This is a genomic window from Rhizobium sp. NXC14 (assembly GCF_002117485.1).
GTDB lineage: Bacteria > Pseudomonadota > Alphaproteobacteria > Rhizobiales > Rhizobiaceae > Rhizobium.
This window is the reverse complement of record NZ_CP021030.1, coordinates 3,172,586-3,186,993: the sequence shown is the minus strand read 5'-3', so window position 1 is coordinate 3,186,993 and position 14,408 is coordinate 3,172,586. Positions and strand designations below refer to the sequence as shown.

15 protein-coding genes are annotated in these 14,408 nt (G+C 60.6%); 7 read left to right on the top strand and 8 right to left on the bottom strand.

The genetic code is table 11. The features are described from left to right. Positions 1 to 9: 9 nt before the first annotated feature. Together NXC14_RS15720 and hemF are read right to left on the bottom strand one after the other, a co-directional pair. Positions 10 to 273: a hypothetical protein gene (locus tag NXC14_RS15720; protein ID WP_085778925.1), complete on the bottom strand. Its 264-nt coding sequence runs from the start codon at positions 271 to 273 to the stop codon at positions 10 to 12. Between the two features lie 102 nt (positions 274 to 375). Continuing rightward, positions 376 to 1,287 (bottom strand): oxygen-dependent coproporphyrinogen oxidase, encoded by a 912-nt coding sequence (gene hemF / locus NXC14_RS15715; protein WP_085778924.1) that lies wholly within the window; start codon positions 1,285 to 1,287, stop codon positions 376 to 378. Between the two features lie 177 nt (positions 1,288 to 1,464). Here hemF and NXC14_RS15710 point away from each other — a divergent pair, with 177 nt between their 5' ends. Further along, positions 1,465 to 1,725: a hypothetical protein gene (locus NXC14_RS15710; RefSeq protein ID WP_085778923.1), complete on the top strand. Its 261-nt coding sequence runs from the start codon at positions 1,465 to 1,467 to the stop codon at positions 1,723 to 1,725. Between the two features lie 3 nt (positions 1,726 to 1,728). On the opposite strand, the gene NXC14_RS15705 is transcribed toward NXC14_RS15710, so the two are convergent. Beyond that, a complete protein-coding gene (locus NXC14_RS15705; protein WP_085778922.1) occupies positions 1,729 to 3,375 on the bottom strand; it encodes a Na/Pi cotransporter family protein in 1,647 nt (548 codons plus the stop codon). A gap of 200 nt (positions 3,376 to 3,575) precedes the next feature. After that, positions 3,576 to 4,037, bottom strand: coding sequence for a tRNA (cytidine(34)-2'-O)-methyltransferase (locus NXC14_RS15700; RefSeq protein ID WP_085778921.1), 462 nt, complete (start codon positions 4,035 to 4,037; stop codon positions 3,576 to 3,578). Between the two features lie 384 nt (positions 4,038 to 4,421). Between NXC14_RS15700 and NXC14_RS15695 the strand changes: the two genes are divergently transcribed. Further along, positions 4,422 to 6,278, top strand: a complete 1,857-nt coding sequence (locus NXC14_RS15695; protein WP_085780145.1) for an ABC transporter ATP-binding protein — start codon at positions 4,422 to 4,424, stop codon at positions 6,276 to 6,278. 101 nt (positions 6,279 to 6,379) lie between these two features. On the opposite strand, the gene NXC14_RS15690 is transcribed toward NXC14_RS15695, so the two are convergent. After that, positions 6,380 to 6,610, bottom strand: coding sequence for a CopG family transcriptional regulator (locus NXC14_RS15690; protein ID WP_085778920.1), 231 nt, complete (start codon positions 6,608 to 6,610; stop codon positions 6,380 to 6,382). Between the two features lie 161 nt (positions 6,611 to 6,771). Here NXC14_RS15690 and NXC14_RS15685 point away from each other — a divergent pair, with 161 nt between their 5' ends. Next, positions 6,772 to 8,685: an ABC transporter ATP-binding protein gene (locus NXC14_RS15685; protein ID WP_085778919.1), complete on the top strand. Its 1,914-nt coding sequence runs from the start codon at positions 6,772 to 6,774 to the stop codon at positions 8,683 to 8,685. Here the strand turns inward: NXC14_RS15685 and NXC14_RS15680 are convergent. Then, positions 8,641 to 9,573: an endonuclease/exonuclease/phosphatase family protein gene (locus NXC14_RS15680; protein WP_085778918.1), complete on the bottom strand. Its 933-nt coding sequence runs from the start codon at positions 9,571 to 9,573 to the stop codon at positions 8,641 to 8,643. The two genes, NXC14_RS15685 and NXC14_RS15680, sit on opposite strands and share 45 nt — an antisense overlap. Before the next feature lie 286 nt (positions 9,574 to 9,859). Between NXC14_RS15680 and petA the strand changes: the two genes are divergently transcribed. The 4 genes from petA to NXC14_RS15660 all read left to right on the top strand — a co-directional run bounded on the left by petA (position 9,860) and on the right by NXC14_RS15660 (position 13,301). Then, entirely contained in the window at positions 9,860 to 10,438 is a 579-nt protein-coding gene (gene petA, locus NXC14_RS15675) for a ubiquinol-cytochrome c reductase iron-sulfur subunit (RefSeq protein WP_011426278.1), read from the top strand. A gap of 14 nt (positions 10,439 to 10,452) precedes the next feature. Next, positions 10,453 to 11,733 carry a cytochrome b N-terminal domain-containing protein gene (locus NXC14_RS15670; protein ID WP_085778917.1) on the top strand — a complete coding sequence of 427 codons (1,281 nt, stop codon included), beginning with the start codon at positions 10,453 to 10,455 and terminating at the stop codon, positions 11,731 to 11,733. A gap of 25 nt (positions 11,734 to 11,758) precedes the next feature. After that, positions 11,759 to 12,643 carry a cytochrome c1 gene (locus NXC14_RS15665; protein ID WP_020921913.1) on the top strand — a complete coding sequence of 295 codons (885 nt, stop codon included), beginning with the start codon at positions 11,759 to 11,761 and terminating at the stop codon, positions 12,641 to 12,643. Positions 12,644 to 12,758: 115 nt separating this feature from the next. Beyond that, on the top strand, positions 12,759 to 13,301 hold the full coding sequence (locus tag NXC14_RS15660; protein ID WP_020921912.1) for an adenine phosphoribosyltransferase: 543 nt from the start codon (positions 12,759 to 12,761) through the stop codon (positions 13,299 to 13,301). A gap of 18 nt (positions 13,302 to 13,319) precedes the next feature. Here NXC14_RS15660 and NXC14_RS15655 read toward each other — a convergent pair whose 3' ends face one another. Beyond that, complete coding sequence (locus NXC14_RS15655; protein ID WP_085778916.1) at positions 13,320 to 13,787, bottom strand: MaoC family dehydratase; 468 nt, start codon at positions 13,785 to 13,787, stop codon at positions 13,320 to 13,322. Beyond that, the gene (locus NXC14_RS15650) at positions 13,784 to 14,275 is read right to left on the bottom strand and encodes a MaoC family dehydratase (RefSeq protein ID WP_085778915.1); all 492 of its coding nucleotides are present in this window, start codon (positions 14,273 to 14,275) and stop codon (positions 13,784 to 13,786) included. The genes NXC14_RS15655 and NXC14_RS15650 overlap by 4 nt, the downstream gene beginning before the upstream one ends. Positions 14,276 to 14,408: the final 133 nt, after the last annotated feature.

Sequence of the window (14,408 nt, the reverse complement as noted above, 5' to 3'; positions counted from 1 at the left end):
CAAGGTGGTTCAGTCGGGCATCGCCCAGGCTTTGTAGGTCTCCGAGAGATGGCCGGGCGTGTTGCTGTTGGCTGCGTCCTTCTGCAGATCCTCCGGCGACTTTCCGCCGGCCAGTTGCAACTTGACCTGCTCGATGAAGCAGCACAGCGGCAGATCGGAGCCACTCTTGGCCCGCAGTTTCTCGGCAATGCGGACAAGGAACTCGGGTGTGTCGATGGCACGGAATGTTTCCTGGGCATCCGTGGACGCAGGCGAGCCGCTTTCTGTCGTCATGACAATCCTCCTCCGATTGTTACGCACGTACATATAAAGTTAGGACTCACTGAATTTTTATGAAGGTCCCTCAGCTCGAATAATCGATGAGATTTTACAGTCTCACGGCCATCGCACGACAGGCGGCAGCGACGAGAGAATGGATTCCACGTTGCCACCGGTCTTCAGGCCGAAGATGGTGCCGCGATCATACAGCAGGTTGAATTCGACGTAACGGCCTCGGCGGATCAACTGTTCGTCACGATCGGCTTCCGTCCATAGCTTGTTGAAGTTGGAGCGAACGATCTTCGGATAGACCATGGCGAAAGCCCTGCCGACATCGCGTGTGAAGGCGAAATCGGCGTCCCAGCCGCCGGCTTCCTCGCTCGAATGCAGCCAGTCATAGAAGATGCCGCCGATGCCGCGGGGCTCGTTGCGGTGCTTGAGGAAGAAGTAGTCGTCGCACCAAGCCTTGTAGGCGCCGTAATCGGCGACTGCGTGATTGCGGCAGGCGATCTCCAGGGCCTTATGGAAGAGCTGGCTGTCCTCGTCCTCCTGGGTGCGGCGGCGCGACAGCACCGGCGTCAGGTCGGCCCCTCCGCCGAACCAGCGGCTTGTCGTGACCACCATGCGGGTGTTCATATGGACAGCCGGAACGTTGGGGTTGACGGGATGGGCGATCAGAGAGATGCCCGAGGCCCAGAAACGCGGATCGTCCTTGGCGCCCGGAATCTGGGCCCGGAACTCCGGAGAGAATTCGCCATGGACCGTTGATGTATGGACACCGACCTTTTCAAAGACGCGGCCTTCCATCATCGACATGCGACCACCGCCGCCGGCGCCGTTTTCACGCGACCAGTCTTTGGCAACGAAGCGGCCTGGTTCCTGATCGGATAGGGGGCCTTGCAATTCGTCTTCGAGAGCTTCGAAGGAGGCGCATATCGTATCGCGCAGCGCTTCAAACCACCTGCGCGCGGTCTCCTTCTTTTCCACTATATCGTCAGGCAAGCCGATCGGCAGTTCGGGTCTTTCCATGTCACGCCTCCGCGGTCGGCATCCTGTGTGGGCACGACTCGCTCGATTCCTCGTTGCCCTCCCATCTAGCAGGCGGCGGCGCCCGCCGCCAAGCCGAGGCGGGTTCTGGCGCCGCATTCAAGATTCGACTCGCAAATCAACTATTTCGATACTACCTTTTCCAAAGAGGTAGGTTTGATGGCAAAAATTCCAGGACCTCCGTCATTCGACGGCCTGAAGCGCAGAATGGCGAGACACCGGGCGGAAAATCCCCCCCGTAAGAAAGATCATTTCGTGCGGGAGACATATTGCCTCGGCCTGATTGATGCCCGCGCCAAGGCGCGTGAATGGTTCGACGAATATCCGAAAGCCGCCTATTGGACGGAAGTGGAAAGCTGGCGCCAGCTGGACGGTGACCGGATCGAATTCACCATGCGCCGCCTGCCTTCGGCGGACTGACCGTCACTCCGCGACGGCGCGCACGCGGCTTTCGATCAGAAGGCCGCTTTCATCCAGGATCGGATGCGCCACCGAGACAATGTGGGCGTTGATCCTCTTCAGGTCGCGCAGCATATCGAGATGCAGCGAGCTTGTCTGCAGACTGTCGGCGCGTCCGTCGCGCAGGCGTTCCAGATGGTGTTCGGCCGACTGTTTCTCCATGCGCCGGACCTCCACCTTTGTCTCCATCATCTGACGCGCAAGATTGAAATCGCGAGTGACGAAGATCGTCTGGGCAACACGAAGATTGTCGATCGTCAGGTCGAACAGCTTGCGCAGTTCCTGATGACCATCGTCGGAAAATCTGAGCCCGAGGGAGATCTTCTTCCTCACCTGTTCCAGCAGGCCCTTTTCGATGATGTCGCCCATGTGTTCGAGGTTGATGGCATAGTCAATGATGACGATCGAGCGGCGGGCATTTTCGTCGCTGAGCCCCTCGCGGCCGAGCTTCGACAGATAGACCTTCACCGCCTGCTGCAGCTTGTCGACGCGCTCTTCGAGGGTCGCGATTTCGGAAAGCTTGGAAGAGTCATTGCCTTCGAAGGCCTCGGAGACCCGGATCAGCATGCGCTCGATGAGGTCGCCGATGCCGAGCACTTCGCGGGTGGCGCTGGTTAGAGCAATGACCGGCGTCGAAAGCTCATGCGCGTCCAGATATTTCGGCGCGGTGTCCGGCTCGGCCTGGTCCGGGACCAGCCGGGTCATCAGGGTGGCGAGCGGTCGGGAGAAGGGCCAGGCGAGTGCGGCGAGCAGAAGATTGAAGAGCAGATGCGCGTCGACGGGCAGCTTGGACGGGCCGAAGGGCAACATCTGAATGAGCTCCGCACCGTAGCCCGCAAGCGGCAGGGCGATGACGCAGCCGAGCGTGCGGACGGCGAGATTGCCGAGAGTGACGCGCCGCGCGGAGGCCGGGCCGGACATCGTCGCGACGACGGGCGGTATCGCGCCGCCGAGATTGGCGCCGAGCACGAGCACGATGACCAGTTCGGCAGAGATCAGACCGGCCGAGGCAAGCGACAGGATGAGCACCACCACCGCCAGGCTTGACGATGAGACGAAGGCGAGCGCTGCCGAGAAAAGGAGAGCCACGGGCAAAGCGCCATCGAGCAGGCTGATGAAAGCGGCGAGAGCGGGGGAGGCGCGCATCGGCTCCGTCGCAAAGCTCAGGAGATGCAGCGACAACAACATCAGGCCGATGCCGATCAGCGCTGCGCCGCCGCCCTGCCGGGTGCTGGAACGGCCGCGGTAAAGCACGATGCCGCAGAGGATCAGGAGTGGGGAGAACCATTCGATGCCGGTCGCAACGATCCACGCAGTAATCGCTGTGCCGACATTGGCGCCGAGGAGGACGATCTGGGCCATGCGCGGTCTTATCAGATCACGTTCGACGAAAGAGGCGGTCATCAGCGCCGTCGCCGTGGAGCTCTGCAGCGCGATGGTCGCGACCAGTCCCGACAGGAATGAGCGAAGGCCCCCGCGCGTCCCGGTCGCCAGCCCGGTTCTCAGCCGCGCGCCGAAGGCTCTGGATACGCCGTCCTTAACCTGCGCGAGGCCGAACAGCAGCAGCGCCACGGCTCCGAACAGGTTGATCATGATGATCGTAGAATCCATCTTCTTGTTTTAGTCTGCTTTCATCGGTTTGGAGGGGTCTTGGCCTGAGGACTCATCTTCTCAAGCTATTGAAATTGTGCCAATCCTTCGATATTTTTGATTGCCCGGCTAATAGATATACTCCGGTTTGAAGGATTCACAATGTTCGATTTCCGACACTTCAGCAATATATCAGACAATCTTTTCCAAGCCGGGGCTGATCAAGTCCAGCCGGTCTGCCGCATCGCCTCGCCGACGATCATAGCTGCCGAAATTGCGACATTGATCGAGCGCTGACCCTCGACCATCGGGATGAGGATACGGGCGTCAGCTCTTTCGTGCACGTGATCCGGCACACCGGCGCTTTCGCGGCCGAAAAGCAGCACATCGTCCGGCCGGAAGGCGAAGTCGGTATAGTGATCGGCAGCCTTGGTGGAGGCGAGGATCAGGCGCCGGTCGGTCGTGGCGCGCCAGGCCTCGAAGCGGTCCCAGTTGACGTGGCGGGTCAGCGCGGCGGCGGCGACATAATCCATGCCCGATCGTTTCAGGTTACGATGGGAGACGTCGAAGCCGGCGGGCTCGATCAGATCCACGGTGAAGCCGAGGCAGGCGGCAAGGCGCAGGATCGTGCCTGTATTGCCGGGAATGTCCGGCTGGTAGAGTGCCAGTCTGAGATTCGTCATTCAGGCGCCGCCCGTTCGTTTCGACGCGGGAGGCCTAATACAACTGTGATTTCAGCGCAACAGGGCGCAGTTTGGCCCAGAAACGTTCTATTCGCGCCAGTTCGGACTGGAAATTTCGCAGTTTTCGCGTTATGCATGCACATCTTCGAACGCCAGCAGGGAGGGCCTCATGAATATTTTGCTCATTATGCGCTTTCCCGCCGTGATGCCGACCAAGGCGACATGGCGCCGCTAGAGCGGGCTTCCTTCTAAAACTTCCCTTTTGATCGATCGTGCGGCTGTTTCAGCCTCGCCCCTTGAACGTCCGGTTCCCATATGTGCTTGCATAGCGCCGGGATGGCGCGAAGCCGGGGAGCCGGAATGCTGATGTTTCGGAGCAATTTCATGTTTGGCTGGTTCGAACAGCGACTCAATCCCTTTCCGAGCGAGGAGCCCGTCGCGCCCCCGAAAGGTCTCTTTGCCTTCTGCTGGCATTACAGCAAACCGGCAGCGCCGTGGCTCGGCCTGATGGCCCTACTAACGGCGTCGATTGCCGTTGGCGAAGTGGCGCTCTTCCAGTTCCTCGGCGATATCGTCGACTGGCTGACCAATGCCGACCGCGCCACCTTCCTGCAGACGGAAGGCCACAAGCTGTTCTGGATGGCGGCGCTGGTGCTGGTCGGCTTGCCGCTGGCGGCCGGTCTCGATTCCCTCATCATGCACCAGATGCTGCTCGGCAACTATCCGATGATGGCGCGCTGGCAGATGCACCGCTTCCTGCTACGCCACAGCATGACATTCTTCGCCAATGAGTTTGCCGGGCGCGTCGCGACCAAGGTGATGCAGACCTCCCTTGCCGTGCGCGAAACTGTCATGAAGATCCTCGACGTCTTCGTCTATGTCGTCAGCTATTTCCTGACGATGATCATCGTGATTGCCGCTGCCGACTGGCGGCTGATGATCCCGATCCTCATCTGGCTCGCCATCTATATCGGCATCGTGTCGTACTTCGTGCCGCGGCTTCGCAAGGTCGCGGCCCAGCAGGCGGATGCGCGTTCGATGATGACGGGCCGCGTAGTCGACAGCTATACGAACATCGCCACCGTCAAGCTGTTCTCGCATGCGGGACGTGAGGAGATCTATGCCAAACAGGGCATGGACGAGTTCCTGCAGACCGTGCACAAGCAGATGCGCAAGGTGACGCTGTTCCATATCAGCGTCTACCTGAACAACTGCGTCGCGCTCTTCGTCGTCTCGGGCCTGTCGATCTGGTTTTGGCTGAATGGGGCGATCTCGGTCGGCGCGATCGCTATCGCCATCGGTCTTGCCATGCGCGTCAACGGCATGTCGCAATGGATCATGTGGGAAGTCTCGGCGCTATTCGAGAATATCGGCACCGTCTATGACGGCATGGAGATGATGAGCAAGCAGCACGACATCATCGACAAGCCGAATGCGCCAGACATGACGGCGAAGAAGGGGGCGATCCATTACGATCGCATCCGCTTCCACTATGGCCAGGGCAAGGGTGTCATCGACAATCTGTCGCTCGACATCAAGGCAGGTGAGAAAGTCGGTCTGGTCGGTCGTTCCGGCGCCGGCAAGACGACGCTGATGAACCTGCTCTTACGCTTCTACGATCTGGAAGCCGGCCGCATCACCATCGACGGGCAGGATATATCAGGCGTCTCGCAGGAGAGCCTGCGTTCACTGATCGGCGTCGTGACACAGGATACGTCGCTGCTGCATCGCTCGATCCGCGACAACATCGCCTACGGCCGGCCGGAGGCGACTGACGCCGAGGTGATCGAAGCCGCCAAGCGGGCCAATGCCTGGGAGTTCATCGAAGGGCTCGTCGACATGCAGGGGCGCCAGGGGCTTGACGCGCAGGTCGGCGAACGCGGCGTCAAGCTCTCCGGCGGCCAGCGCCAGCGCATTGCGATCGCTCGCGTCTTCCTGAAGGATGCGCCGATCCTGGTGCTCGACGAGGCGACCTCGGCGCTCGATTCGGAAGTGGAAGCGGCGATCCAGGAAAACCTCTTCGCCCTGATGGAAGGCAAGACCGTGATCGCGATCGCCCACCGGCTTTCGACGCTGACGGAGATGGACCGGTTGATCGTGCTCGACAAGGGCCGGATCGTCGAGGCCGGTTCGCACGGCGAACTGATCGAAAGCGGCGGCATTTATGCCGACCTCTGGAACCGCCAGTCCGGCGGCTTCCTCTCCGATCACGCCGAGGAGGCGGAAGAGGCCGCGGAATAAAAATCGACCCTCCCGGCGTGAGCGGGGAGGGCATTTTCGTGATTGCGATGATTTGACCTCGCAAGGCGATTGTCGAAGACCGGCTGCGGTCGGGCGTGCTTTCAAAGACTGTCGGCCCAGTCGATCACGCGGTCCTGTTCGACGACAACGATGGTGTTGGCGGCTGCGATCGTGCGCAGTGCCACGATGCGGCGGCGTTCCTCGCTGTCGAGCCAGGCGGCGATAGCCTCGATGACGATCTCGTCGCGCGGCAGCGCCAGGTCGAGAGCCAGGGCATCCAACCTTTCTGCAAGCGGAAGCGGAATATGCGCATTGAGCATTTTCGTTTCCATGACCTTCTCTCCGGTGAAGCGCGATTCTAGCGTCAGATTGCGACGGGTTCGGGGGCAATCAATGGCGATGCCGCCGATGTTATCGTTTATTACCAAAATATTAGGTTGCGTCCGCTTTCCATTCCCTTTGCCGCTCCCCTCAATCCGCCTATATCGCTTCCATGTTTCTGCGACCCGTCTTCCGCCTGTTCGAAACCTGGATCGATCCGTTCCGTCCGCGCGACGACTTGCAGCCGCCACGCGCGACGATCGGTTTCATCTGGTTCTACATCGGCCAGGCGAAGATGCCGTTCATCGCCATGCTCATTCTCGGCGGCACGTCGGCGGCAATCGAGGCTGCGCTCTTCTGGTTCGTCGGACGCCTCGTCGATATTCTCGCTAGTATTACGCCGGGCGCCGGCTGGAGCGGTCTTATCGCGGCCCATGGCGGCGAGCTGTTCGGCATGCTCGCTCTCATCGGGCTCGTGCGCTTCGTCGTCGCCTTCCTGATTGCCCTCATCGATCAGCAGGTGATCACGCCGGGCTTCTACAATCTAGCACGTTGGCAATCTTATCTCCACGTCTCAAGGCAATCATTGTCGTTCTTTCAGAGCGATTTCTCCGGGCGTATCGTCACCAAGGTCTGGTCTGCCGGCCAGGCAACCGGCGATCTCGTCACGTCTCTGATGGAAAGCGTCTGGTTTGTCGGCATTTATGCGGTAACGACGCTCGTGCTCGTCGCCAGGCTGGACTTTACACTCGCCGCCGTCGTGCTGTTCTGGCTTGGCGCCTTCAGCCTGCTTGCCCGCCACTTCGTCCCGCGGATCCGCCATCACTCCCGCGAAACGGCGGAGGCCGGGTCGATGCTGAACGGCCGGATGGTCGACTCCTACAGCAATATGCAGACGCTGAAGCTGTTCGCACGCGATGAAGAGAGCGATCGCTACATGCGCCAAGGTTTCGATATCTATCAGGACACGGTGCTGCGCTTCACGCGGTTCATCACTGGCGTGCGGGCCTCCATGGCCCTGCTCTCCGGCCTGATGATCGTGACGATGGCGGGCTTGAGCGTCGATCTCTGGCTGCGCGGCTTGATCACTTCCGGCGCGGTGGCATTTTCGCTGGCGCTGGTGCTCCGGCTGAATTTCCTGCTCGGCAGGCTGATGACGCAGTTCAACGGCATCATGCGCAATCTCGGCACCATCCAGAACTCCGCGGAACTGATTTCACAACCGCTCGGGCTCGTCGATCGGCCCGATGCGAAGAGCCTGGTGATCCGCCATCCCGGCATTTGCTTCGAGAATGTCTCCTTTCGCTACGGCAAGGGTCAGCAGCCCGTCGTCGAGAATTTCTCCCTGACCATCCGCCCGGGCGAGAAGGTCGGGATCGTCGGGCGTTCGGGCGCCGGCAAATCAACACTGATCAACCTGCTGCTGCGTCTCTATGACATCCAGGATGGCCGTATCCTGGTCGATGGTCAGGATATATCGGCGGTGACCCAGGAATCACTCAGGATGCAGATCGGCGTCGTCAGCCAGGATACGTCGCTGCTGCATCGTTCCGTGCGCGACAATATACTCTTCGGACGACCGGATGCCGGCGAGGGGCGGCTGATTGAGGCGGCCCGGCGCGCCGAAGCCTTCGACTTCATCGCCCGCCTGCAGGATCAGCAGGGCCGTAGAGGTTTCGATGCGCATGTCGGCGAACGCGGCGTCAAACTGTCGGGCGGGCAGCGGCAGCGCATTGCTATTGCACGGGTCATGCTGAAGGACGCGCCGATCCTGGTTCTCGATGAAGCGACGTCGGCGCTCGATTCCGAAGTGGAGGAAGCGATCCAGTCCAACCTCCATCGGATCATGGAGGGCAAGACGGTGCTCGCCATCGCCCATCGGCTGTCGACGATCGCCGCGCTCGACCGGCTGATTGTCGTCGACCTCGGCCGGATCATCGAGGAGGGCAGCCACGACGAGCTGCTTCGCCGCGGCGGGCTCTATGCCGAGCTTTGGGCTCGTCAATCCGGCGGCTTCCTCGCGACCGACGAGGATGCAGGCTCACGGATCGAGGACGAATTCCGCCATGAGGCCAAAATGGTTTGATCCGAAATTGTTTTCGATGCGGCGGACCGATTTCAGCCGCAGGGGCGCTTTGCTGAAGACGTGATCGATCGAAATGCCGAAGGGGCCGGCGGCGATCGGCCATGTCGCAGGCTCCAGCGATGCTGTGCCCAAGCCCTGGCTGCGCATGAGATACTGCACATCCGGCGCCAGAATCGACGTATTGAAATCACCGGCAAGCACGAGCGGTCCCGGCAGCGAAGGGATAATCTCGGCGAGATCTTCGACTTCCAGGCCGTGGAATTCGTCATAATAAGGTTTGGTCAGGTGCGCGGCGAGGAAGTTGATCTTCTGGCCGTCGAAATCGATCGTCGAGATCGTCAGCCGATTGCGCCACAGCAGGCCGAGGCTGCGGATGCGAGGCTCGATCAGCGGGCGCTTCGACAGGACGAGCGTATCGCATTGCTCCATGCCGACGCCGCAGCCGACGTAATAGGGGTAGGTCTTCAGCAGTCGCGGCAATTCGGACAATACCGGTTCGGCCTCGAGGATGTTGACGACATCGGCGCCCGAGCCGATCGCCATGTCGGCAATATCAGCGCCATTTGCGAAATTGTCGTTCTCTATATTGAAGGACATCAGCTTGAAGAGAGCAGGACGGCTCTCGTTTACCGCAGGCTCGACGAATTCACGCGTCATGACGATCCCGTGGACAACGAGAACCATCGATGCGCCGAGTGTCAGCAACGCGTACCAATGCCGCTTAAAGAGGAGGGCTATGCCGGAGGCCACTGCTGCGGCCGCGGCCAGATGGACCTGGAAGCTGTAAAAAAGAGAAAGCAGATAGAAATCTTTGACATAGCGCAGCGAGATAATGGCGAGGACGAGGGTTGTGAGAACGCTCACTACGCAAAAGATCGTGTCTCTCATCCGCTCGGGTCCGGCTGGCTGGCATCGTTGCGGTTGCGCCTAACACGGTCGCTTTTTTGTTGCAATGCAACATACGGGCAAGCGGGTGTTTGCCGTAAAAAATTCATCTGAAATTTCCCGCGACATTGTGCCCTCATCCCCCTGTCAAGGCTGGACATAATTTGCGATCAAGCTTAGAACGCGCCGGATTGCCGGGGAATCTATGGCCGAAATGTGTCCAGATCGATTCGCCAGCAGAGGGGGCGGGGCGGAATTCCGCGATAACTGCGCAGAGGATGGTTAAGCCGTGAGCGAACACGTAACGACAAGCGAGGCTTCAGCAGAGCCCACTCGCCGTGATTTCCTTTATCTCACCACTGGTATGGCGGGCGCTGTCGGCGCCGTTGCTGTCGCATGGCCGTTCATCGACCAGATGCGTCCGGATGCGTCGACGCTGGCGCTTGCCTCCATCGAAGTCGACGTTGCGAGCCTCGAGCCCGGCATGTCACTGACGGTCAAGTGGCGCGGCAAGCCGATCTTCATCCGCAACCGCACGCCGGAGGAAGTGAAGGCGGCTGCCGATGTTCCGCTGGCGGATCTCAAGGATCCGATCGCGCGCAACGCGAACCTTCCGCCTGAAGCGCAGGCAACCGGTGTTGACCGTTCGGGCGGCAAGGACAAGGAAAACTGGATCGTCATGATCGGCACGTGCACCCATCTCGGTTGCGTTCCGCTCGGTCAGGCCGGTGAGTACAATGGTTGGTTCTGTCCCTGCCATGGCTCGGTCTACGACACGGCCGGCCGCATTCGCAAAGGCCCTGCGCCGCAGAACCTGGCGATTCCGACCTTTTCATTTGTGTCCGATACCAAAATCAAGATCGGTTGAGGGGAGACTGATTTATGAGTGGCCATTCCAGCTACGAACCATCAACCGGCTTCGAAAAATGGGTCGATGCGCGCCTGCCGCTGCCGCGCATGGTCTATGACAGCTTCGTGGCATATCCGGTTCCCAGAAACCTGAACTATGCCTATACCTTCGGCGCGATGCTTTCCGTCATGCTGATCGTGCAGATCCTGACGGGTGTCGTGCTCGCCATGCACTATGCCGCCGACACGACGATCGCTTTCAACTCTGTTGAAAAGATCATGCGCGACGTCAACCACGGCTGGCTGCTGCGTTACCTGCATGCCAACGGCGCCTCCTTCTTCTTCGTCGCCGTCTACCTGCACATTGCCCGGGGCCTCTACTATGGCTCCTACAAGGCGCCGCGCGAAATCCTCTGGATCCTCGGCGTGGTCATCTACCTGCTGATGATGGCGACGGGCTTCATGGGCTACGTCCTGCCCTGGGGGCAGATGTCTTTCTGGGGCGCGACCGTCATCACCGGCTTCTTTTCGGCCTTCCCGCTGGTCGGCGAATGGGTGCAGCAGTTCCTGCTCGGCGGCTTTGCCGTCGATCAGCCGACGCTGAACCGCTTCTTCTCGCTGCACTACCTGCTGCCTTTCATGATTGCAGGCGTCGTCGTCCTGCATATCTGGGCGCTGCATGTGACCGGCCAGACCAACCCGACTGGCGTCGAGGTCAAGACGAAGACCGACACCGTGCGTTTCACGCCCTATGCAACGATGAAGGATGCCCTCGGCGTCTCCGTCTTCCTGCTCGTTTACGCCTATTTCGTCTTCTACCTGCCGAACTTCCTCGGTCACGCCGATAACTACATCCCGGCCGATCCGTTGAAGACGCCCGCCCACATCGTTCCTGAATGGTACTTCCTGCCGTTCTACGCGATGTTGCGTTCGATCACCTTCAACATCGGCCCGATCGACTCCAAACTCGGCGGCGTGCTCGTGATGTTCGGCGCGATCATCGTGCTCTTCTTCCTGCCGTGGCTTGACACCTCGAAGGTCCGCTCGGCGGTCTACCGTCCCTGGTACAAGCTGTTCTTCTGGCTGTTCGTGCTCAACGCGATCATCCTAGGCTGGCTCGGTTCGCAGCCGGCGGAAGGCAGCTACGTCATCGTGTCGCAGATCTGCACGCTTCTCTACTTCGCCTTCTTCCTGGTCGCGATGCCAGTTCTGGGTCTGGTGGAAACGCCGCGCCGCATCCCGAACTCGATCACTGAGGCGGTGCTTGAAAAGCGCAACAAGACCACTGGCGCCGCCGCGGCGGCCAATGCGTAAGCGAGCGACGGAAGGGAATAGAACTATGAAAACGCTTGTTGCAAGCATTCTGCCGCTTGCCGTCGCCGCTCTGCTTGGCAGCGCCGCTTTCGCCGAGGAAGCGACGCCCGCGAATGGTGCAGCTCCCGCGCATCACGAGGAAGGCGCGACGCCGCACTATCCGCTAAAGGAGCCAAAGGAGCAGGAATGGAGCTTTGCCGGCCCCTTCGGCCACTACGACAAGGCTCAGCTCCAGCGCGGCCTCAAGGTCTACACGGAAGTCTGTTCTGCCTGCCATTCGATGAGCCTCGTGCCTTTCCGCACGCTCGACGAACTCGGTTATTCCGAGGCACAGGTGAAGGCATTCGCTGCCAATTACGAAGTTCAGGACGGGCCGGACTCGGCCGGCGAAATGTTCACCCGCAAGGCAGTCCCTTCGGATCATTTCCCATCGCCCTTCGCCAATGCTGAAGCCGCGGCTGCGTCCAACAACGGTGCGGCTCCGCCCGATTTTTCGCTGATCGCCAAGGCCCGTGAAGTCGAGCGCGGCTTCCCGCAATTCGTCTTCGACATCTTTACGCAGTATCAGGAAAGCGGCCCGGACTACATCTACTCGCTGCTGACCGGCTATGAAGAGCCGCCAGCCGGCTTCCAGGTGGCGCAGGGCGCGCATTATAACCCGTATTTCCATGCTGCCGCCGTTCTCGCTATGCCGAAGCCGCTTTCCGACGGCCAGGTAACCTATGACGACGGCGCGCCGGCGACCGTCGACCAATACGCCAAGGACGTTTCCGCCTTCCTGATGTGGGCCGCCGAACCGCATCTCGAGGAGCGCAAGCGCACCGGCTTCATGGTGATGGTGTTCCTGGCGATCTTTACCGTGCTCATCTACCTGACGAAGCGCTCGGTTTACGCCAACAAGGAACATTAAGCGTTCCGTGCCTGAATTCGAAAAGGCGGCTTGCAAGCCGCCTTTTTTGTTGGTTCCACCCTCGGCAATTGATAGGGTGCGGCCGATTTTATGCGCTCGCAGATACGGACGTTCCATGGGCAATACAATTTCGGAGCTCGCAGCCAGCATTCGCTCCATCCCCGACTATCCCAATCCCGGCATCATCTTCCGCGACATCACCACGCTGCTCGGCAACCCCCGTGCTTTCCGCCGGGCGGTCGACGAGTTGGTGCAACCCTACGCCGGCACGAAGGTCGACAAGATCGCCGGCATGGAGGCGCGCGGCTTCATCCTCGGCGGTGCGGTGGCGCATCAGCTTTCCTCGGGCTTCGTGCCGATCCGCAAGAAGGGCAAGTTGCCGCACGACACCGTGCGCATCGCCTACAGCCTGGAATATGGCGTCGATGAAATGGAGATGCATCGTGATGCGGTCCAGCCCGGCGAGAAGGTGATCCTGGTCGACGATCTCATCGCCACCGGCGGCACGGCCGTGGGCGCGACGCAGCTTCTGCGCCAGATCGGCGCGGAGGTGGTCGGCGCCTGCTTCGTCATCGACCTGCCCGACCTTGGCGGCCGCAGGAAGCTGGAAGAACTCGGCGTCGTCGTACACACGCTGGTCGAATTCTCCGGGCATTGAGCCCGTATTGCGGCGGCGTCAGTCGAATTCCAGCACACCGCTTTCAAAGCGCATGACGGGATCGCCGTTCTGATTGACGCCCTCGCAGAGGATGGTGTTGAGATGCCAGCCCGGCCGTGATGCGAGCGGTCGGCTGGAGAGCAGGGCGACGGAATAGGTCACGACGTCACCCGCAAAGACCGGCCGCAGCCATTGCAGCTTCTGAAAGCCGGGTGAGGGGCCGAGGTTCGGCGCCGTCAGGCCCTGCTCGGCGAGTGCGACGCGCTGCCTTTCCCAGAAGGCGAGGAAGGTTCGCATCCAGGCGGCCGTGGTGTGCCAGCCCGAGGCGCAAAGCCCGCCGAAGAGCGTGTCTTTCGCGGCTTCCTTGTCGACGTGAAAAAGCTGCGGATCGTGGCGGGTTGCGAAGCGGATGATGTTTTCCTCGGTGAAGGTGTAGGTGCCGATCTCGGCTTTCTGACCGACGGCGCAAAGCTCGGACATTCTCATGCTGACGGCTCCGAGCTCACGTTGGCATCCTCCTGAGTGGGGCGCATGCGGATCATCACGGAATTCTCCGAGAGGCAGACGAGTTCGCCGCGCTGGTTTTCCACCGCGTGGCGGAATTTGACGATGCCCATGCCGGGGCGCGAGCGCATCGGCCGGGCTTCGAGAACGGTCGAATGGCCCTGCAGCGTATCGCCTGCAAGCACCGGCTTTCGCCATTCCATCAGATCGATGCCCGGCGCACCCTCGCAAAGCGCGTCCAGCACGTAGCTGTCTGCCATCATGCGCATGAGCATTGCGGAGGTATGCCAGCCGGAGGCGGCAAGCCCGCCGAGGATGCTGGCGCGACCGGCCGCTTCGTCGAGATGCATCGGCTGCGGGTCGAATTCGCTGGCGAACTCGATGATTTCTTCGGTGAGCACCGGTTTCGGGCCGAGGGCGAAACGGCGGCCGGGTTCAAAATCCTCGAAAGACAGCTTTTCTGCCGGCATTCTCTCCTCCGCCATATCAAGCGCCTAGAACAGGATGTTTTTAGGCCGGTCGGCCTAAAATCTGAATCCTGTTCAACATTAAAGAGTTAGAGCATGATGTCGTCCGAAAACCGCTTACACTTTTCGGCATCAT

Excerpts from the sequence above, each read along its gene's own strand:
- NXC14_RS15720 (WP_085778925.1), bottom strand. The coding sequence starts at position 273 with ATGACGACAGAAAGCGGCTCGCCTGCGTCCACGGATGCCCAGGAAACA.
- hemF (WP_085778924.1), bottom strand. The coding sequence starts at position 1,287 with ATGGAAAGACCCGAACTGCCGATCGGCTTGCCTGACGATATAGTGGAA.
- NXC14_RS15710 (WP_085778923.1), top strand. The coding sequence starts at position 1,465 with ATGGCAAAAATTCCAGGACCTCCGTCATTCGACGGCCTGAAGCGCAGA.
- NXC14_RS15705 (WP_085778922.1), bottom strand. The coding sequence starts at position 3,375 with ATGGATTCTACGATCATCATGATCAACCTGTTCGGAGCCGTGGCGCTG.
- NXC14_RS15700 (WP_085778921.1), bottom strand. The coding sequence starts at position 4,037 with ATGACGAATCTCAGACTGGCACTCTACCAGCCGGACATTCCCGGCAAT.
- NXC14_RS15695 (WP_085780145.1), top strand. The coding sequence starts at position 4,422 with ATGTTTGGCTGGTTCGAACAGCGACTCAATCCCTTTCCGAGCGAGGAG.
- NXC14_RS15690 (WP_085778920.1), bottom strand. The coding sequence starts at position 6,610 with ATGGAAACGAAAATGCTCAATGCGCATATTCCGCTTCCGCTTGCAGAA.
- NXC14_RS15685 (WP_085778919.1), top strand. The coding sequence starts at position 6,772 with ATGTTTCTGCGACCCGTCTTCCGCCTGTTCGAAACCTGGATCGATCCG.
- NXC14_RS15680 (WP_085778918.1), bottom strand. The coding sequence starts at position 9,573 with ATGAGAGACACGATCTTTTGCGTAGTGAGCGTTCTCACAACCCTCGTC.
- NXC14_RS15670 (WP_085778917.1), top strand. The coding sequence starts at position 10,453 with ATGAGTGGCCATTCCAGCTACGAACCATCAACCGGCTTCGAAAAATGG.
- NXC14_RS15665 (WP_020921913.1), top strand. The coding sequence starts at position 11,759 with ATGAAAACGCTTGTTGCAAGCATTCTGCCGCTTGCCGTCGCCGCTCTG.
- NXC14_RS15660 (WP_020921912.1), top strand. The coding sequence starts at position 12,759 with ATGGGCAATACAATTTCGGAGCTCGCAGCCAGCATTCGCTCCATCCCC.
- NXC14_RS15655 (WP_085778916.1), bottom strand. The coding sequence starts at position 13,787 with ATGAGAATGTCCGAGCTTTGCGCCGTCGGTCAGAAAGCCGAGATCGGC.
- NXC14_RS15650 (WP_085778915.1), bottom strand. The coding sequence starts at position 14,275 with ATGCCGGCAGAAAAGCTGTCTTTCGAGGATTTTGAACCCGGCCGCCGT.